15 protein-coding genes are annotated in these 19,164 nt (G+C 71.9%); 9 read left to right on the top strand and 6 right to left on the bottom strand.

The window, feature by feature from the left end; genetic code table 11:
* Window positions 1-132: 132 nt before the first annotated feature.
* From ACIBEF_RS09680 to ACIBEF_RS09660, 5 genes are all read left to right on the top strand, one after another.
* Window positions 133-3,030, top strand: a complete 2,898-nt coding sequence (locus ACIBEF_RS09680) for an AAA family ATPase (RefSeq protein ID WP_396792656.1) — start codon at window positions 133-135, stop codon at window positions 3,028-3,030.
* Between the two features lie 142 nt (window positions 3,031-3,172).
* On the top strand, window positions 3,173-3,943 hold the full coding sequence (locus ACIBEF_RS09675; protein WP_396792653.1) for a DUF5995 family protein: 771 nt from the start codon (window positions 3,173-3,175) through the stop codon (window positions 3,941-3,943).
* Window positions 3,944-4,318: 375 nt separating this feature from the next.
* Window positions 4,319-4,720 carry a hypothetical protein gene (locus ACIBEF_RS09670; protein ID WP_396792651.1) on the top strand — a complete coding sequence of 134 codons (402 nt, stop codon included), beginning with the start codon at window positions 4,319-4,321 and terminating at the stop codon, window positions 4,718-4,720.
* A gap of 87 nt (window positions 4,721-4,807) precedes the next feature.
* Window positions 4,808-6,904 carry an amino acid transporter gene (locus tag ACIBEF_RS09665; protein WP_396792650.1) on the top strand — a complete coding sequence of 699 codons (2,097 nt, stop codon included), beginning with the start codon at window positions 4,808-4,810 and terminating at the stop codon, window positions 6,902-6,904.
* A 174-nt stretch (window positions 6,905-7,078) separates the two neighbouring features.
* Entirely contained in the window at window positions 7,079-8,566 is a 1,488-nt protein-coding gene (locus ACIBEF_RS09660) for a hypothetical protein (RefSeq protein ID WP_396792649.1), read from the top strand.
* A gap of 269 nt (window positions 8,567-8,835) precedes the next feature.
* Here ACIBEF_RS09660 and ACIBEF_RS09655 read toward each other — a convergent pair whose 3' ends face one another.
* Window positions 8,836-9,795, bottom strand: a complete 960-nt coding sequence (locus tag ACIBEF_RS09655) for a TIGR03557 family F420-dependent LLM class oxidoreductase (RefSeq protein ID WP_396792647.1) — start codon at window positions 9,793-9,795, stop codon at window positions 8,836-8,838.
* A gap of 321 nt (window positions 9,796-10,116) precedes the next feature.
* The gene (locus ACIBEF_RS09650) at window positions 10,117-10,323 is read right to left on the bottom strand and encodes a hypothetical protein (RefSeq protein ID WP_007460667.1); all 207 of its coding nucleotides are present in this window, start codon (window positions 10,321-10,323) and stop codon (window positions 10,117-10,119) included.
* A 251-nt stretch (window positions 10,324-10,574) separates the two neighbouring features.
* Here ACIBEF_RS09650 and ACIBEF_RS09645 point away from each other — a divergent pair, with 251 nt between their 5' ends.
* Window positions 10,575-11,402, top strand: coding sequence for a hypothetical protein (locus ACIBEF_RS09645; protein WP_396792645.1), 828 nt, complete (start codon window positions 10,575-10,577; stop codon window positions 11,400-11,402).
* Between the two features lie 12 nt (window positions 11,403-11,414).
* Here the strand turns inward: ACIBEF_RS09645 and ACIBEF_RS09640 are convergent, their stop codons facing one another.
* From ACIBEF_RS09640 to ACIBEF_RS09630, 3 genes are all read right to left on the bottom strand, one after another.
* On the bottom strand, window positions 11,415-12,623 hold the full coding sequence (locus tag ACIBEF_RS09640) for a low temperature requirement protein A (RefSeq protein WP_396792644.1): 1,209 nt from the start codon (window positions 12,621-12,623) through the stop codon (window positions 11,415-11,417).
* Between the two features lie 127 nt (window positions 12,624-12,750).
* Entirely contained in the window at window positions 12,751-13,707 is a 957-nt protein-coding gene (locus ACIBEF_RS09635; RefSeq protein ID WP_355007448.1) for a 5'-3' exonuclease, read from the bottom strand.
* A 58-nt stretch (window positions 13,708-13,765) separates the two neighbouring features.
* Window positions 13,766-13,993: a hypothetical protein gene (locus tag ACIBEF_RS09630; protein ID WP_396792642.1), complete on the bottom strand. Its 228-nt coding sequence runs from the start codon at window positions 13,991-13,993 to the stop codon at window positions 13,766-13,768.
* Between the two features lie 291 nt (window positions 13,994-14,284).
* Between ACIBEF_RS09630 and ACIBEF_RS09625 the strand changes: the two genes are divergently transcribed.
* A complete protein-coding gene (locus tag ACIBEF_RS09625) occupies window positions 14,285-15,172 on the top strand; it encodes a winged helix-turn-helix transcriptional regulator (RefSeq protein WP_396792641.1) in 888 nt (295 codons plus the stop codon).
* Between the two features lie 63 nt (window positions 15,173-15,235).
* On the opposite strand, the gene ACIBEF_RS09620 is transcribed toward ACIBEF_RS09625, so the two are convergent.
* On the bottom strand, window positions 15,236-16,603 hold the full coding sequence (locus ACIBEF_RS09620; protein ID WP_396792640.1) for a glycosyl hydrolase family 18 protein: 1,368 nt from the start codon (window positions 16,601-16,603) through the stop codon (window positions 15,236-15,238).
* A 209-nt stretch (window positions 16,604-16,812) separates the two neighbouring features.
* Here ACIBEF_RS09620 and ACIBEF_RS09615 point away from each other — a divergent pair, with 209 nt between their 5' ends.
* Window positions 16,813-17,922, top strand: coding sequence for a M24 family metallopeptidase (locus tag ACIBEF_RS09615; RefSeq protein ID WP_396792637.1), 1,110 nt, complete (start codon window positions 16,813-16,815; stop codon window positions 17,920-17,922).
* A complete protein-coding gene (locus ACIBEF_RS09610; RefSeq protein WP_396792635.1) occupies window positions 17,919-19,061 on the top strand; it encodes an acyl-CoA dehydrogenase family protein in 1,143 nt (380 codons plus the stop codon). Before ACIBEF_RS09615 ends, ACIBEF_RS09610 begins: the two co-directional genes overlap by 4 nt.
* Window positions 19,062-19,164: the final 103 nt, after the last annotated feature.

The raw sequence follows: 19,164 nt of genomic DNA, 5'->3' as shown, positions 1-19,164 counted from the left end.
GGCCGACGGGGGATCTGCCGAACGACGTATGTCGGCCACCTGCAACCTTTAGTCGCAAAGTCGACGCGAGGAGTACCAGAAGCGGTGGGCGGCCGTAGAACGGTGTGGGGCCCTGTGATTAGGCTGCGTGACATGGCCAGCGATGTGGACACCGCACCGCTCGTGGGCCGGGCCGAGCTGGTGCAGACGGTTCGGTCCGCGTTGCTCGGTGAGGCCGCGCACGGGCAGACCGCGGCGGTCTTCCTGACCGGCGAGAGCGGTGTGGGAAAGACCCGGCTGTTGGGCGAGATCGGTGACCGCCTGCGGGAGCGGGGCGCCGTGGTGCTCACCGGCAGCTGCCTGGACATCGGCGACGCCTCTCCGTTGCACCCGCTGTTGCAGGCGCTGCGCCGGTTCGACGCCGAGGTGTCCACCTCGCCCGCCCGCACCTCCTCGGCGGTGCGGGGGCTGTTGCAGATGTTCGCCGACGAGACCGCCAGCCCGGACGGCGCCGGCGCGTTGCTGGAGCGGGTCTCCCGTGGCCTGCACCTGATCGCCGAGGGACGCCCGCTGGTGCTGATCCTCGACGACCTCCAGTGGGTCGACCGCAGCACCCGGCAGCTCCTGCTCTACCTGCTCGCCGGCCTGGGTGATCTTCAGTTGTCGGTGCTGGCGGCGGTGCGCGCCGAGTCGTTGCAGGGCGCTCACCCGCTGCGCCGGGTGCTCACCGAGCTGCGTCGGCTCCGCACGGTGCGGGTGCTCGACCTGGCGCCGCTGGGCCGGGCCGACACCGAGACGCTCGCCGCCGCGGTGGTCGGCCGTACGCTCAACGCCGACGCGGCCGAGCAGGTGTGGCAGCGCAGCGGCGGCAACCCGTTCGTCATCGAGGAACTGGCCCGGGATCTGCGCGACGGCCGCGACGGGCTGTCCGAGACGCTGCGGGAGATCTTCCTCGACCGGGTCGACGCGCTGCCCCAGCACGCGCACGCCGTGGTGCACGCGGTCGCCACCGGGGTCGAACCGGTGCAGCACTGGCTGCTGGCCGAGGTGCTGCGGATGCCGGAGGACGAGCTGATCGCCGCGGCCCGGGCCGCGGTGGCGCACCGGCTGCTGGTCGGCGCGGACGAGGGCTACCGGCTGCGGCACCGCCTCGTGGCCGAGGTGCTGGCGCACGAGCTGCTGCCGGCCGAACGCTCCGGGCTGCACCGCCGCTACGCCGAGGCGCTGACCACCGCGCCGGGTGAGTTGCACCAGGCCCGGCTGGCACACCACTGGCGGCTGGCCGGCGAGCCGGCGCGCGCCCTGCCGGCGGCGGTGGCAGCCGCTCAGGAGGCCGAGCGGCTGCACGGTTACGCCGAGGCCCACCGGCACTGGTCGGCGGCGTTGCAGTTGGCCGCCGAGCCGGGCCCGCTGACGGTGGACCGGGTCGAGTTGCTGGAGAACGCCGCCGAGGCGGCCCACCACTGTGGGGAGCACGCCCGCGCGTTGGCCCTGCTGGAGGAGCTGGCCGCGCTGCGGGGTGGCGAGCCGAGCTGCGCGCTGCACATCCGCCGCGCCCGCTACCTGGCCGCCGCCGGTCGCTCCGCGCTGGCCGAGGAGGAGTACCAGCGGGCACTGAAGGCGGCGGACTGCTCCCCTCGGGACCGGGCCAGCGCCGCCGCCCGCCTGGCCGAGCTGCTGCTGCACCTGGGTCGCTACGCCGACGCCGGTGAGCGGGCCCGCGAGGCGCTGGCGTTGGCCGAGAACGTGGCGGGCTCGGCCACCGACGTGGTGCTGGCCAGTTCGGCGCTGGGCTTCAGCGACGCCTGTCTGGAAGACCCGGACGCCGGTCTGGCGGTCATGCGCGACGCCCTCGACACCGCCGAGCGTGGCGGTCAGCCCGAGGACGTGGCCTGCGCGTACCTGCACCTGGCGGAGCTGCTGACCGGGCCGCTGAACGTCCTCGAAGAGGGCGTGGTGGTGGCCCGGCGGGGCGCCGAACGGGTGACCGAGCTGGGCCTGGGCCGCACCTGGGGCACCCGGCTGCTGGCCATCGCCATCAACGGGCTGTTCCGGGTGGGTCAGTGGGCCGAGGCGGAGAAGGTGGTGGCCGCGGCCCTGCGGCACCGACCGTCCGGTGCGGACGCCGTCGAGCTGCTGTTGGCCCGCTGCCGGCTGTCGGTGGGCTACGGCGACATCGAGGCCGCCGGTCGGGACCTCGACGCGGTGGCGACCCTGCTCGCCGGCGGCGGGGCGCGACACGTCATTCCGCTGCTCACCCTGCGCTCCGGGCTGGCCATGTGGGAGGGCCGGCACGACGTGGCGCGGCAGGCGGTGCAGCGCGGCCTGACCGAGAGCCGCTCGGACGACGTGATGATCCTCTCCGCGCTGGTCTGGCACGGCCTGCGCGCCGAGGCTGAGGCGCACGCCAGCCGCACCGTGGAGGTGGACCCGACGGCGGTCCGCCGGCTGCGGGACGCGGCCGAGCGGGTGGCCCGCAAGAGCGCCGGTGCCGCCCGGCCGGTGCGTTCGGTGGTGGAGGGCTTCCTGGCGCTGTGCGCGGCCGAGGTCAGCCGCCTCGACGGCAGCGATCCGGAGCTGTGGGCCGCGTCGGCGGCCGAGTGGGATCGACGCAATCACCCCTATCCGGCGGCGTACTCGCGCCTGCGGCAGGCCGAGGCGCTGCTGGCTCGGCGCAGCCGGGTGGCCACCGCCGGCAAGCTCCTGCGGGAGGCGTACGGGGTGGCGCAGGGATTGGGCGCGGTGCCGTTGACCTCGGAGATCCGCGAGTTGGCCGGGCGGGCCCGGGTGTCGCTGGACGAGCGCGACAGCATCAGCGGTGCGCGCGGCGTCCCGGTCGAGGCGTCCGACGACGAGTTGGCGGCGCTCACCGCCCGGGAGCGGGAAGTGCTCGCCCTGGTCGCCGAGGGGTTGACCAACAGGGAGATCGGGCAGCGGCTGTTCATCAGCGAGCGGACCATCGGGGTGCACGTGTCGCACATCTTCGACAAGCTCCAGGTCCGTACCCGCGTGCAGGCCAGCGCGATCCAGTTGCGCAACCAACGGGGCTGACCGACTCCACAGTGCGTACGTATCCCGGCGCGTGTGCGCGCCGGGATACGTCGTTCTACTGATCCGGTGGCCGGGTGTCGGCTGAGAGGCTGGGCCGCGTCGACGACGGCACGGGGATGCCGCCGACCACAATGGAGGAGAAATGATCGAACCGGTCTGGGGGCCCGTGCACCGGGACATCGTCGACCTGCTCGCCGATCATCCCGCGGACGTGCCGGCCGTGGTCGATCATCTGACCAAGCTTCAGGACATGCTGGTCCGGTTGCCGCCGTTGGAAGCCAGTTGCCCACTGGCCGACTTCAACAAGCTCTATCTGACCATCACCAGCAGCGTGCTGGACGGGCTGTACGACGACCGCTTCGTCGACCCGGTCTTCCTCTCCCGGCTCGACGTCGAGTTCGCCGCCCGGTACTTCGACGCGATGCGGCTGTGGACCGACTCCAGCCCCGGCACCCCGAGGGCGTGGTCGTGTCTCTTCGAGCGGATGCGGGGGCCGGACGCCCGCCCGCTGCCGTCGGCGGCGGCCGGGGTGAACGCGCACATCAACTTCGACCTGCCGTTCGCCTTGGTGACCACGTTCGATCACCTGGAGTCGGAGCCGGTCGACGGCAGCGACCAGCACCACGACTACCTCGAGATCAACAAAATCTTCGCGGACAAGATCCCCGGCCTGCGGCGGGGCTACCTGGAGCGGTGGCAGCTGCTCATCGACATGCTCAACGGCGACATCGACGACTGGTACCAGGGGGAACTGGTCGAGTACACCCGCGATGTCGCCTGGCGTAACGCGCAGAAGATCTGGCGGTGCCGGCACGATCCGGACGCCCGAGAGTGTGAGCGCACACGGCTGGACGACAACGCCGCGGCGCTCGGCCGGTTGCTGCTGTCGCCCCTCGGGGCGTTCCTGCAGTAGCCGGGACGGGGGGCCTCCGCGCTCCGCCCCGTGGGGGGCGGCGGAGCGCGGAGGCGCGTCCCACCAGTTCCACCCCGTGTGGCCGCCCGAGGTCGGGTCGGTCATTCAGGGGACAGCCGGTCGGCCCCGGGGGGTGTCGACCGTCTGCCGCCGTCGGCCGGCCCGGGGGGTGTCGGCCGGCGGTGGGGGAACGCCGGGTGGGAGTCGCGTCGACGTTCAGCGGATCCGGGGGTGTCGGCGGGCTCGGATCGGGTACGCCCGCGCCATGACCGTCCTGGCCCGGCGTCGGCCCGCCGCCCGCCCCCGGCCCGCGCGGCCCGGCCCTCTGCGGCCCGGCGGCCCGGTGTCGAAACCCACCGCTCGGCCCGGCGCCCGATGACCGGCGTCGTGGCCCGGTTCCCGTTCCGCTTCGATCCGGTGTTCCGCCCGGTGCTGGCGCTGCTCGGGGTCCGCCCGGCGACGGCCTGGGTCGCCGTCACCGAACGGGACCTGATGATCCGGTACGGGCCGTGGCGGCTGCGGACCGACCGGGGCAACGTCACCGCCGTCGAGCTGAGCGGACCGTACCGCTGGTGGCGGGCGATCGGCCCGCACCTGTCGCTGGCCGACGGCGGCGCGACCTTCGGCAGCAGCGCGGCCGGCGGGATCTGCCTGCGCTTCGGCGTACCGGTGGCGGCGCTGGTGCCCGGGGGACGGCTCCGGCACCCGGCGGCCACGGTCACCGTCGCCGACCCACCCGCGCTGGCCCGGCTGCTCGCCGTCGCGGACCTGTCCTGAGCAGGCCGAACAGGTACCCGGTTCCGCCGATCGGGCGCCCGGGCACCGCCTACCGTCAGATCAGGACCTGTGAGGGTGGGACTGGCGATGGGTGACGAGCACGGGGCAAAACCACGGCGCTGGAGCGGGCGCCGCCACGCGCCGAGCGGGCCGGACCCGGCGCTGCGGGCGGCCCGCGATCCGGCCCGCCCGCATCGGGGTGGCCGGCAGGGCGTCGTGGTGCCCGAACGCGTGGCCACGCCGGCCCGCTCGGCGCCGCCGGCCAGCCCGCTGCGCCGGTGGCTCTTCCAGCACCAGGTGCAGCCGCCCGGCCCCGAGGCGACCGAGGGGCAGAACCGTCGGCACGCCTGGTGGCAGGTGATGTGCCTGACCGGCGTGGACTACTTCTCCACGCTGTCGTACCTGCCGGGCATCGCGGCGGTGGCGGCCGGGGCGCTCTCCCCGCTGGCGACCCTGTTGATCGTCGTGCTCACCCTGTCCGGCATGCTGCCGATGTACCGGCGGGTGGCCCACGAGAGCCCGCACGGTCAGGGTTCGGTGGCGATGTTGGAGCGGTTGTTGCCGTTCTGGCGGGGAAAGATCTTCGTCCTCGTGCTGCTCGGCTTCGTGGCCACCTCCTGGATCATCACGATCACCCTCTCCTCGGCCGACGCCACCGTGCACCTGCTGGAGAACCCGTACCTGCCGGATGTCCTGCACGGGTCCGTGGTGCCGGTCGTGGTGACGGTGGCGCTGCTGCTCATCCTCGGCGGGGTGTTCCTGCTCGGGTTCCGCGAGGCGGTGGTGGTGGCCATTCCGCTGGTCGCGGTCTTCCTGCTGCTCAACGCGGTGATCGTCGTGGTCGCGGTAGGTCGGATCGTCGAGGACCCGGGCATCGTGTCGAACTGGACGGCCGCGGTGACCGCGACCGGCGGCGGACCGGGACAGGTGCTGCTCACCGCCGTGTTGGCGTTCCCGCTGCTGGTGCTGGGGTTGTCCGGCTTCGAGACCGGGGTCAGCATGATGCCCCTGGTGGCGGCCGACGGCCCGGACAAGCAGGCCCGGCTCGCCGCCCGGATCCGCAACACGCGTCGGCTGCTCACCACCGCCGCGTTGATCATGTCGGTGTACCTGATCTCGACGACCTTCGTGACCACGGCGCTCATTCCGGAGGAGGAGTTCCGGCCGGGCGGCGGCGCGAACGGGCGGGCGCTGGCGTTCCTGGCGCACGCCTACCTGGGGGAGGTGTTCGGCACCGTCTACGACGTGAGCAGCGTGCTCATCCTCTGGTTCGCCGGCGCCTCGGCGATGGCCGGGCTGATCAACATCGTGCCCCGCTACCTGCCGTCGTACGGCATGGCCCCGGAATGGGCCCGGGCGGTACGCCCCGTGGTGATCGTCTACACCGTCGTCAGCGTCGCCATCACGATCGCCTTTCGCGCCGACGTCAACGCCCAGGCCGGGGCGTACGCCACCGGGATCCTGGCCATGATGGTCTCCGGGGCGGTGGCGGTGACGATCTCCGCGGCCCGTCACCACCGGCGGGGTTCCGCGATCGGCTTCACGGTGCTGACCCTGGTGCTGCTGTACGCGCTGCTGGAGAACGTCATCGAACAGCCGGACGGCATCACGATCTCCGCGCTGTTCATCCTCGGCATCATCGTGGTCTCGTTGGTCTCCCGGGTCACCCGGACCACCGAGCTGCGCGCCGAGCGGATCGAGTTCGACGAGGCGGCCCGTCGGTTCATCAGCGAGTCGCTGGCGCACGACGGGCAGCTGCACCTGATCGCGAACAAGCGGCAGAAGGGGTCGGTGAAGGAGTACACGCTCAAGGAGCGGGCGCAGCGCGGGATGAATCCGGTGCCCGGGGCCGCGGACGTGTTGTTCCTGGAGATCGATGTGGTCGATCCGTCGGAGTTCAGTCAGGTGTTGCGTGTGCACGGGATCGAGGTGGGCGGCTTTCGGGTGCTGCGGGCCGACAGCCCGGCCGTGCCGAACGCGATCGCCGCGATCCTGCTGGCCCTGCGGGACGCCACCGGGGTCCGGCCGCACGCGCACTTCGAGTGGTCGGAGGGCAGCCCGATCGCGCACCTGGCGCGCTACCTCATCCTGGGCCGGGGGGACACCCCGCCGGTGGTGCGGGAGATCATCCGCCGGACCGAACGGGACCCGCTGCGTCGACCCGGCATCCACGTCGGCGGGTGACACTGATGCCGCTCTGGCAGCTTAGAAGATGAAAGAGGGCACTATTCACGTTCACACCTTCCTGTCCGTATTGCGGACCTATCGTGACGTTTGGTAGCCGGCGAACCCGTCGAGCCCCCCGCGCCCGAATCGGCGCGCGGTCACGTCACGTACGCAGGAAGGTAGGCACCGTTGATGTCCACGTACCGAGAGGGAGACCGCGCGACTCGACCCAGACGGCGGTCCCGATGGTTCTTAGCCAGCGGCTTGCTGGCGGGGAGCCTGGTCGTGGGAGCGGCCGGAGCGGCCGCCGCCGCCGACCGCGCCCTCGCCCTCCCCGGTCTGGCCCGGCTGACCCCGGCAGCCGACGACGACCGCCGCACCGGCGACCGGCCCGACCCCGACGCCGAGCGGGCCCGTCCCACCACCCCCGGCACCGGCAAGCGAGGAGTGGTGTCGGTGCCGTGCGACGCCGCGAAGCTGGTGGCGGCGCTGGTCACGGCCAACGCCGAGGGCGGCGGCGAACTCCGCCTCGCGCCCAAGTGCCGCTACACCCTCACCGAGGCGTTCCACGAGACCGACCAGTACGACGGCGGGATCCGGGACGCCCGGGAGGCCGCCGACGCCGCGGAAACCCCCGGCGACGCCGAAGCGCCGCCGCACAACCCGGCCGACGACACCGCCGGCCTGCCGGTGATCTACCAGGCGATCACGATCGACGGCGCGGGCGCCACCATCTCCCGGGCCGCCCAGGCCGCCGCGTTCCGCTTCTTCACCGTCCGCGATGGCGGCGAGCTGACCCTGCGCGACGTGGAACTGCACAACGGCCGATCGGCCATCGAGGGCGGCAGCGTGCACGTGGTGCACGGCGCCACCGCGGTGGTGGAACGGGTCACCGTCACGCAGAGCACCTCGCTGTCGCCCGAGGGGGGCGGTGGCGGCATCTTCAACGACGGCAACATGGTGGTCACCGACTCCACGTTCGTCGGCAACAGCGCCTCCGGCGCCGCGGGCAAGGGCGGGGGCCTGCTCAACGGCGGCGTGCTGACGCTGAAGCGCTCGGAGTTCCACCGCAACAGCGCCAACGCCTACGGCGGCGGGCTGGGCAACTACCGTGGTGCCGCCGACGTGGAGAGCGTCTCCTTCACCCAGAACAGCGCCGTCCAGGGTGGCGGGCTGGCCAGCTTCTCGGCCCGGACGAAGGTCTCCGACACCGAGCTGCTCAACAACACCGCGCAGGTCGGCGGCGGTGCCGCCAACTCCGATGCGGTGCTGGTGTTGCGCACGATGACCATCCGCGGCAACACGTCCACCCTCAACGGGGGCGGTGTCTCGACAGTGAAGGGCCTGACGCCGATCGACGACAGCGTGATCGAGGGCAACACCACCCACGGCCTCGGAGCCGGCATCTACGCCGAGAAGGCGAACCTGCTGGTCCGCGGCAGTGACGTGACCCGTAACGAGGCTGTCGGCGCCGCCTCCCAGGGCGGGGGCATCTACGCCAACGCGGGCTCGGTGGCGATCTACACCAGCAAGGTCACCCACAACGCGTCGACGGTGAAGCCGGGCGGCATCTTCGGCATGCACGCCCAGGTCAAGATCGACGATGAGAGCGTGGTGGTCGAGAACGAACCGACCAACTGCGAGGGCAGCCAGGTGCCGATCGCACACTGCTTCCGCTGAGCGTCGACCCGCGCACCATCTCGAGCGCGTTCATCCCGAGTGCACCGCCCGTCCGGACGATCGTCCGGACGGGCGGTGCTCCGTCACGTGACGCCTCGGCCTCACCGACCGCTGAACCCGGTGGCCGCCGCTTCCGAGATCAGGTGTCGGAACGGAGGGTTCGGCGTCGCTTCCTCGTCACGGCGTCGACCCCTCGCGCGCAGGGTCACGGCGTCGACCCCTCGCGCGCAGGGTCACGGCGTCAACCCCTCGCGGGCAGGGTCACGGCGTCAACCCATGGCGCGCAGGCGGCCGGAGAGGTCGCCGGCGAAGAAGTCGAGGAAGCCGTCCGGGTCGGGGCCGGCGTTCTGCAGGACGATGTGGTCGAAGCCGGCCTCGACGTACGACCGGACCTTCGCGACGTGGGGTTCCGGGTCCGGGCCGATGGCGAAGAGCTGCCGGATGTGCTTCTCCTCGACGTACGCGCTGGCCGCGTCGAAGTTGACCGGGTTCGGCAGCTCGCTCATCACCTTCCAACCGGTGACCATCCATCGGCTCGTCTGCAACACCGCCTGCACCGCCTGTTGCTCGTCGGTGGCCCAGGCCAGTGGCACCTCGGCGTAGCGCGGGCCTGAACCCTGGGCGCGTCGGTAGTGTTCGACGATCGACGCGTCCGGCTCGGTGGCGAACAGGCCGTCGCCCAACTCGGCGGCGAGCCGCGCCGACACCTCACCGCTGGCCGCCACCGCGATCACGGGCAGGGTGTCCGGCAGATCGAAGACGCGGGCGTCCTCCAGTTGCAGGTGCCGGCCCTCGTACGACTGGTAGCCGCCCTGCCAGAGCAGCCGGATGATCTCCAGCGCCTCGCGTAGTCGCTCGTGTCGCCCTCGAACGCTGGGGAAGCCCTGCCCGACCACGTGCTCGTTGAGCCGCTCGCCGGCGCCCACTCCGAGGGTGAACCGGCCGTCGGAGATCAGCGCCATGGTCGCTGCGGCCTGCGCGATGATCGCCGGGTGGTAGCGGACGGTCGGGCAGGTGACCCCGGTGGCCAGGCGCAGGGTGCTGGTCCTGGCCGCGATGGCGCCGAGCACGCTCCAGGTGAAGGACGAGTGCCCCTGCGCGTCCAGCCACGGGTGGAAGTGGTCGCTCATCTCGACGAAGTCGAAGCCGGCCCGTTCGGCGAGGACGGCCTGGCGGATGATCTCCTGCGGGCCGTACCCCTCTGCGGCCAGCTTGTAGCCGATCTGCATGCCCACACTCCCGATCCCGTTCGCTGACTGAGGCATCGGCCGTTCCCGTTCCCGGCTCGGACAAACGCCGCAGGGGCCGCAGACCAGCCTCCTAGGATGCCTTACGCGGTGGTGCCGTGGGCGACCGCAAGCACCGAGCACCGCCTCCAGCCACCCCCCACGCCGTCAGCGCACCAGCAGATCGATGACGCGCCGCGGGGGGACGCGACCGGTCGTCAGTTCGATGGTTGGGGGAGACGCGCTAGTGATCCTGCGCGATCTCCTCGAAACCGCGCCGGCCCGTGCCCCCACCGGGGACACGGGCCGGAGTGCGTCAGTCGTCTACTTGGAAGGCTCGGGCAGCTTGCAGTCGACCTTCGGGTTGGCGCCGATGTAGTTCAATGGCCCGGCCACGATGGTGACCAGGATGGTGCCGGCCTCGGCGCAGTTGGTGTCGTCGCCGCTGTAGTAACCGCGCTGGCCACCGGCGATGGCGCCGATCACCAACCAGATCACGACGATGACTCCGAGAATCGAGGTGCCGCGCATCGCTGCCTCCTGAGGTATGTGGTGGATCTGAGGTGCAGCCGTTGTACCCAATCAGGTCGCGCGGCTAACGGTTGCGTGCTACGACCCCCTGCGGATCCCCCATCCGGCCGATGCCGTCCGCCGTTGTGTACGCCCGGGCATCCGCCGCCCGCACCGGGTGGCACCTGTCGGCTATCGGATCGCCGACCGACCTCGCCGTCATCCGGGTGAGTGGACGTAGAACTGCTTCACGGCCCCGCCGAGGAGGACTCATGGACGCCCCGACACCGCCCCTCTACATCGACCGCCCCGAGGACGTCGCGGTCGCGGCCCGCGCGCTTGCTGGCGGCGCGATCGTCGCGGCGGCGTTCGCCAACGTCTACGCCATCGTGACGCGCCCCGACGCGGCCACCGTACGTCGGGTCAACCTGGCCAAGGGTCGACCGGTCCACCAGGTCGGCAGCATCACCACGGCGATCGGCCGGATCCCCGGGATGTTCGACTGGACGCGGATCTCGCCGCGGTTGCCGGTCGGTCGGGTGCGGGCGCTGATGGACGCCCTGTACGGGGCCGGCCCGTTCGGCTTCCGTGGGCCGGCCGCCGACCGGCTTCCCGACCACCTCACGCAGATCGACCAGGGGAGGAGGACCACCCAGGTGATCGCACCAGGGCTGACCTGCCCCTCCAATGCCTTCTTCGAGCGGGCGCTCGCCGAGACCGCGACGGATCACCTCTACATCACCTCGGCGAACCGCTCCCGGCATCTCACCGGCGCGGCGGAGGAACCGGCGCACTGGACGGCGGGCGCCCTCGCCGCGGATTTCGCCCACCTCGACGATCTGGTGGTGCTGGTCCACCGGGACGAGGCAGCCGCCCGCGCCGCGTACCCGGGATACCTCACCACCTCGGTCACCCTGCTCTCGTTCCACGCGCCGGAGGGTGACCTCGAAGAACCGCCGGTGCTCACCGTGGACCGGCACGGATCGCTGCACGTGGACGACGTCCGCCGCGCCGCCGCGCCGCTCGGCCTGCAGGTGCGCCTGGCGGGAGGTGCCCGGGAACGACTGCAGGTCCGGGGGTACGCCGGGGCACTGGTGTAGCTGGCGGGCCGCTCAGTGTGGCGGTGACGGTGCCTCCGGCGGCTTGCCGTGGCTACGCCGGAAGTCCGCGTAGGCCACGCCGACCAGCACCAGCAGCCCGCCGAGGGACGCGAAGCCCGGCGGCACGTACAGCAGGGCGGGGGCGATGGTCAACAGCGCCAGGACCCCACCGGGCCGGGACCACGACACCCGGCTGAACACCTCGTACTCGAACGAGGCCCGGCCGGCCAGGAACAGCGCCGGGCCGCCGAGAATCACCGCCAGCCAGGACGGCGGGGTCCGCCCGGTCGGCTCGTGCAGCACCAGGTGGAAGCCGGCCGCCGTGGTGACCACACCGGCGATCATCAGCAGATGGGTGTATGGCGCGCTGAAGAGGAACTTGCTGGGCGATTCGGCGGCCTTGATGGCGTTCGGCAGCAGCTCGCCGGACCTGTGCACGTAGATCCGCCAGAGCAGCAGCGTGGTCAGGAACGCCACCGCGAATGCCCCGATGTTCTCGGCCTCGGTGTGCTCCATGCTGAACATGGTGCCGATCGTCAGGATGGCGTCGCCGAGCGCGATGATGAAGAACTGCTGGTAGCGCTCGGAGAGATGCTCCGCTGTGACGTTGCGTTGCTTCTCCGGCACCACCCCGAGCCCCGGCACCGGGTACGCGAGCCGGAAGCCGAGGTAGTCGATGGCGAGGGCGACGGCCCAGCACACGATGCGGGCGTCCCCGCTGACGAACGCCCCGATCAGCCAGGGGATCGCCGACACGGCGAACCAGAGGAAGATGCGGGCCGCCCGCCGCTGGGTCTGCGGTTCGCGGCGTACCGCCGGCATCAGGAACAGCCCACGCCCCAGGTGGATCGCGACGTACGTTCCGGCGAAGACGAGCCCTCGATTGTTGAACGCCTCCGGGATGGCCGTGGTCATCAGCAGCGCGCCGAACATGACGGCGCTGATCAGCAGCTTGATCTCGGTGCGTTCGGGGTTGTACAGGTCGGTGACCAGGGTGGTGATCGTCCAGGTCCACCAGACGGCGGCCAGCATGATCAGTGCCTCGGCGGCCCGGTGCCAGTCGAGTCGTTCGGCCAGTCCCCGCGAGATGAGCGCCAGGGCGACCACGTACACCAGGTCGAAGAAGAGTTCGAGGAGGGTGACCCGACGTGGGCCCTCCGGGTCGCGGACCGGCGGACCGCTGGCCTGGGGCGATCCGGGCTCCGGCGCGGCGAGGTGCACGGGTTACTCCTGCGGAACCGCTCGACTCGATGGACCTGCCCGGTCCACCTTCACGGACGGTAACGAGCGGGGGAGCGCGGGAACCCGCGTTCACCCGCTCGTCCCCCGACCGGGTCGTGCCGGGCGGTCACCCCGCCTGCGGGGATGTCGACGGCTTCTCGCCGCCGCGCGGGGCGGCGAGGGCGTCGACCAGGCGGCGGGCCGAGCCGGCCAGGTTCCATCGTTGGGCGAGCTCGAGCAGCCGGTCCGGGTCGGCCGGCGCGCTCGGCAGCGCGGTGGGCAGCTCCGGCAGGGGCACGTCCAGGGCGACCCGGACCACCGTCGGCGCGACGCCCAGGTAGTCGCGGGCCGCGACCAGCTTGGCGCGCAGGCCCGGTGCGAAGGACGAGTCGGAGTCGTCGAGCGCGGCCAGGATGCCGGCGATGCTGCCGTACCGCTCGATCAGCCGGGCGGCGGTCTTGTCGCCGACGCCGGCCACCCCGGGCAACCCGTCACTCGGGTCGCCGCGCAGTGCGGCGAAGTCGGCGTACCGGTCGGCGGGCACGCCGTAGCGGGCCCGCACGGCGGCGTCGTCGCAGTCGTCGAGCTTGGCGACGCCGCGCCCGACGTAGAGCAGCCGGACCGGCCGGGCATCGTCGACGAGCTGGAACAGGTCGCGGTCGCCGGAGACCACCTCGATCGGGCCGGGCTGGGTCACCGAGAGGGTGCCGAGCACGTCGTCCGCCTCGTAGCCGGTCGCGCCGACAGCGGTGATGCCCACCGCGGTCAGCACCTCCAGGATCATCGGCACCTGCGGGGAGAGGGTGTCCGGAACGATCTCGCCGCCCTGCGGGGCGACCCGGTGCGCCTTGTACGACGGCAGCAGGTCGACCCGCCACGCCGGGCGCCAGTCGTAGTCCAGTGCGCAGATCATCCGGTCGGCGCCCCGCACCCGGATCAGGGTGGCGAGCATGTCGAGGAAGCCGCGCACCGCGTTGACCGGGGTGCCGTCCTCGGCCCTGGCGGCGGACTCCGGGATGCCGAAGTAGGCCCGGAAGTAGAGGCTGGCTGAGTCGATCAGCAGGATCGGGGGTCGGTGTGCCACGCCGGACAGCCTGGCACAACCGTCCGACGATCTGGGGTACGCCCGGCCGCTGGTGGTGTCAGCGTCGCTCGTCGGGCCGGTAGACGGTGTCCCGCCGGGCCAGGTGCTGCACGACGTAGCTGGTCACCAGCAGCAGGATCGCGACCACCACCTCGACCCAGGCCGCGATGCCGTCCGCGACGGTGACGCCGATGACGAGCAGGACCAGGCCGACGAGCGCGAGGACTCCGGCCCACAGTTGGCGGCGACGGCGGGTCGCCGCCCGGTTCGTCTGGTTCCCTGCCACGTCGGTCCTCCCGGTCAGGTCGCCCGCACGGACGCCCGGTCCCAGGCTAGGGCCGGGGGGAGGCGCCGGCCCGGAAAACGACAGTGCGGGCTGGTTGCCGCGCGGCAGGGTGGCGCGGACGCCGAGCCGCCCGACCGCCGACCCGACCACGCTGGTCGTGCCGGCGGTCCACCAGCGCCGGAACACCCCGGCCCGTTCGTCGACGTGCGCGTCGCCGTCCCCCGTTCGTCGAGCCAGCGCATTCCAATCTGGAACGGACTATAGTCGGATCAGGAGCAACGGAGGTAGCGGGTGCGGCGAGAAGATCTTGCCGATGCGGACTGCGGCATCGCGCAGGCGCTCGGCGTACTGGGGGACTGGTGGACGTTCCTCATCGTGCGTGACGTCGCCGGCGGGACGACCCGTTTCGACGCGCTGCAACGGGAGTTGGGCGTCAGCCGTCGGGCGCTGACCGAGCGCCTCGGCGCGCTGGTCGAGCACGGTGTGCTGGAGCGCCGGCCGTACTCGCTACACCCACCGCGGTACGACTACCTGCTCACCGGGAAGGGTGAGGGGCTGTTGCCGGTGCTGATCGCCTTGCAGGACTGGGGAACGAGGTACCTGATGGGTGACGGTGACGTGACCGCCACGGCCGACGCCGACTCGGCCGAGGCGCGCCGGGTGCGCGACCTGGTGGGTCGACGGTTGCCCGAGGTCGTCCTGCCCGCCGCTGACGGGCACCCGGTGGCGGTGACCGCGACGGACGGGTGGACGGTCCTCTACCTGTTCCCCGGGGCGTACGCGCCGGGGACGCAGGGCCATCCCCCCGGCTGGGCGGAGATTCCCGGCGCCCGGGGTTGCACACTGGAGTCGACCACGTACGCCAAGCGTCATCCAGACTTCGTGACCGCCGGTGTCCGGGTGTACGGGATCAGTACCCAGCGGGCCGACCAGCTTGCCGACTTCGCCGCGTACGCCAGACTGCCGTTTCCGTTGCTGTCCGACCAGGACGGTCGGCTGGGAGCGGGGCTGCTGCTGCCGGTGTTCCGCGCGGGCGGGGTGACCCGGTTCAAGCGGCTGACCCTGCTGGTCGACCCGACGGCTGTGGTGCGGGCCGTGCAGTTCCCGGTCACCGACCCGGCCGGCTCGGTGCAGGAGATGCTCGACCTGGTCGGTGAGCACGCCGGGGCCCCCGGCTGACGCCTACGCGTCGACCGGGGGCCTTACGAGCCAGGCTGGTCCGGGGACCCTGTGCTCGCGGCGTCAGGCCGGGAGCGTCCAGCGCTGGTTGGCGCCGGCGAAGCAGTCCCAGATCTGCAGCCGGGCGCCGTCGGCGGAGGTGTTGTCGGTGACGTCGAGGCACTTGTTCGACTGCGGGTTGCGCAGCGTCCCGTTGGACTGCGCCTGCCAGACCTGGGCGCCGCTGCCGTTGCAGTCCCAGAGCTGGACCTTCGCGCCGTTGGCGGTGGATCCGCTGGTGATGTCGGCGCACTTGCCGAGGGCGCGCAGTGTGCTGTCGCTGGCCACGGTCCAGGTCTGGGCGTTGGTGCCGTTGCAGGTCCAGATCTGGAAGGCGGCGCCGTTGGCGGTGCTGGCCGAGGCCACGTCGACGCACTTGCCGCCGATCCCGGTGATCCGACCGGTGCGTCCGGTCGGCGGCGGGGTGGTGCCGCCCATGATGGTGTCGTACATGGCGCTGAGCAGTGAGGTCGAGCCGCTGGTGTCCTGCGACAGCTCCCAGTTCATCACGCCGCCGGCGTTCGCGAGGGCCCACTGCGTCTTGCGCTTGACCGTGGGGATGCCGTTCCAGCACTGCTGCGATCCGTTGATGGTGGCGCAGTCCCGGTTGGCGTTCGCCGGGTCGAGCCCGACCAGGTACGAGTAGTTGTAGTAGACCGGGCGGCTGTAGAACGGGATGCCGAGGACGGCCTTGCTGGCCGGCAGGCCGCGGGCCTTCCACCCGTTGATGGCGTTGATCGACCAGTCGTAGTTGGCGTGCGGGCTGCCGCCGTCGTACGCCATGATGTTGAGCCAGTCGACCTGGTTGAACACGGCCGTCTGGACGCCCTGGACGCTGCCGCCCTCGCTGACCACGGCGGCGGTGAGCAGCTTGCCGCGGCTGCGCAGGGCGCTGCCGAGTTGCGTCATGAGCGCCGTGTAGTTGTTGGCCGAGGTGCCCGGGTCGGGGTACTCCCAGTCCATGTCGACGCCGTCGAGGTTGTACTGGTTGACGAAGTTGATCAGGTTGTTGACGAAGTTCGTCCGGCTGGTGGTGTTGGCGGCGAGCGCCTCGAAGGCGGAGTCGTTGCCGTCGTTCCAGCCTCCGACGGCGATGGAGACCTTGACGTTGTTGGCGTGCCCCTGCGAGACCAGCGAGGAGAGCCGGGCCCCGTCCACCCCTTGCAGGGTGCCGTTGCTGTTGGGCAGGACGAAGGCGTAGTTGATGTGGGTGAGCTTGTTGTACTGGATCGTGTTGATGTTGCCGGCCCAGGAGGGCATGTAGCCGACGCTCTTGAAGTTGTTCGGCAGCACCACTGCCTGCGCGGCGGTGGGAATGACGGTGAGGGTGGCGCCGGCAGTAGCCAGCGCGAGCAGGCCGGCGGCGAGGGCGCGGCGCAGGGGTGAGGACATCGGGGGCCTTCCCGTGGGCGGGGAGATGACGACGGCACCGCCCACGCGGGGTCGGCGCGGGCGGGCGATGCGGGGGACGCAGGGACGGGTGGGCCTCGAGGCAGCCAAATCTTAAAGAGTGTTAACTGTCCGAGTCAATCAACACCGATGGATTTCCGGTCATCCGGTGCCAATAGGGGGTTTGCCCAAACGACCGTTAAGCTGGCGGGGTGGGAATCGACGAGCTGTATCCGCCGGATCGGTTGACCGCCGCACAGCGAGCGACGGCCGACGCCGGCCTGGACGCACTGCTGCTCACACCCGGCTCCGACCTGCGGTATCTGACCGGTTACGACGCCCACGCGGGGGAGCGGCTGACCTGCCTGGTGCTGCCCGCCGACGGTGAGCCGACGCTGATCGTGCCGAGGTTGGAGCGTCCCTCGGCGGAGGCCGCCCCGAACACCGGCGTACGCATCGTCGATCACGTCGACGGCACCGACCCGTACCCCTTGGTCGTCGCCGCCCTCGACGGCCCGGTCGCGGCGGTCGGGCTCGCCGACCGGATGTGGGCCGAGCAGGTCCTCGGCCTGCGGGCGGCGCTGCCCGACGCCGCGCAACGGCTCGCCGGGGAGGTCCTGCGCGAGTTGCGGATCCGCAAGTCCCCGGCGGAGATCGCGGCGCTCGCCGAGGCCGGCGCGGCGATCGACGAGGTGCACCTGCGGATGGGCGAGTGGCTGCGCCCGGGTCGCACCGAGGCCGAGGTCGCCACCGACATCGCCGCGGCGATCCGCGCCGCCGGACACGTCACTGTCGACTTCGTCATCGTGGCGGCCGGGCCCAACGGGGCCAGCCCGCACCACGGCACCTCCGACCGGCCAATCGGCGTCGGCGAGCCGGTGGTGGTCGACATCGGCGGCACGATGGCGTCGGGCTACCGCTCGGACTGCACCCGCACCTACCTCGCGGGCGGGTCGGCGCCGGCCGACTTCCTGGACTACTACGCCGTGCTGCGCGACGCCCAACGCGCCGCGGTCGAGGCGGTGCGGCCCGGGATCACCGCCGCGGCGGCCGACGCCGAGGCCCGCGCGCCGATCGCCGCCGCCGGCTACGGTTCCGCGTTCCTGCACCGCACCGGTCACGGCATCGGTCTGGACGGGCACGAGGAGCCGTACCTGGTGGCCGGCAACGACCGACCCCTCGACGCCGGCATGGCGTTCTCCATCGAACCGGGCATCTACCTGGCGGGCCGGCACGGCGCCCGCATCGAGGACATCGTCGTCTGCACAACGGACGGCGTGCAACGGCTCAACACCACCCCCACGGAGCTCATCGCGCTATGACTGTCGACCGGATCCTCCCCACCGACGAGGCTCACGACCTGCTGGGTCTCGCCACCGAGCTCGCCGACGGTGAGCTCGCGCCGAAGGCCGCGGCCTTCGAGGAACGCGCCGAGTTCCCCCGCGAGGTGCTGCGCACGCTGGGCCGCGCCGGCCTGCTCGGCCTGCCCTACCCCGAGGAGTACGGCGGCGCGGCACAGCCGTACGAGGTGTACCTGCAGGTCCTGGAGATCCTGGCCAGCCGCTGGCTCGCTGTCGCCGAGGCGGTCAGCGTGCACACCCTGTCCTGCTACCCGGTGGCGGCGTTCGGCAGCGACGAGCAGCGCAAGCTGCTGCCGGACATGCTCGGCGGCGAGTTGCTGGGCGCGTACTGCCTCTCCGAGCCGCAGGGTGGGTCGGACGCGGCGGCGTTGACCACCCGGGCGGATCGCGACGGCGACGCGTACCTGATCTCCGGCACCAAGGCGTGGATCACCCACGCCCACACCGCCGACTTCTACAACGTCTTCTGCCGCACCGGCGGGCCCGGTGCGAAGGGGATCTCCTGTCTGCTCGCCGACGCGGGCACGGCCGGCATCACCCCGCAGGCGGCCGAGCGGACGATGGGGCTGCGCGCCTCGCCGGTCGCGCAGATCGCCTTCGACGAGGCCCGGGTGCCGGCCGACCGGTTGATCGGCGGCGAGGGGATGGGCTTCACCATCGCGATGTCCGCGCTGGACTCCGGCCGGCTGGGCATCGCGGCGTGCGCGGTCGGGCTGGCCCAGGCCGCCCTGGACTACGCGGTCTCCTACGCGCGCGAGCGGCAGCAGTTCGGGCGTTCCATCATCGACTTCCAGGGGTTGGGGTTCCTCCTCGCCGACGCGGCCACCCAGATCTCCGCTGCCCGCGCGCTGACCCTGGCGGCGGCCCGGCTGCGCGACGCCGGCCGGCCGTACGCCATCGAGGCGGCCAAGGCGAAGCTGTTCGCCACCGACATGGCGATGCGGGTGACGACCGACGCGGTGCAGGTGCTCGGCGGTGCGGGTTACGTGGCCGACCACCCGTTGGAGCGATACATGCGGGAGGCGAAGGTGTTGCAGATCGTGGAGGGCACCAACCAGATCCAGCGGATGGTGATCTCCCGGGCACTGGCCAAGGGCTGACGACGGTACCTGGTGGTGGGGCTGCGGTGGGTGCGTCACGGCCCACCGCGGTCCGCCACTCGGGTACCTCGTCGCCGTACGACGGTTTTCCCGGTAGGTTGCA

It is taken from the genome of Micromonospora sp. NPDC050795 (assembly GCF_044456785.1).
GTDB lineage: Bacteria > Actinomycetota > Actinomycetes > Mycobacteriales > Micromonosporaceae > Micromonospora.
Note: the sequence above shows the minus strand (reverse complement) of the source record. Positions and strands in the feature narration are given on the sequence as shown.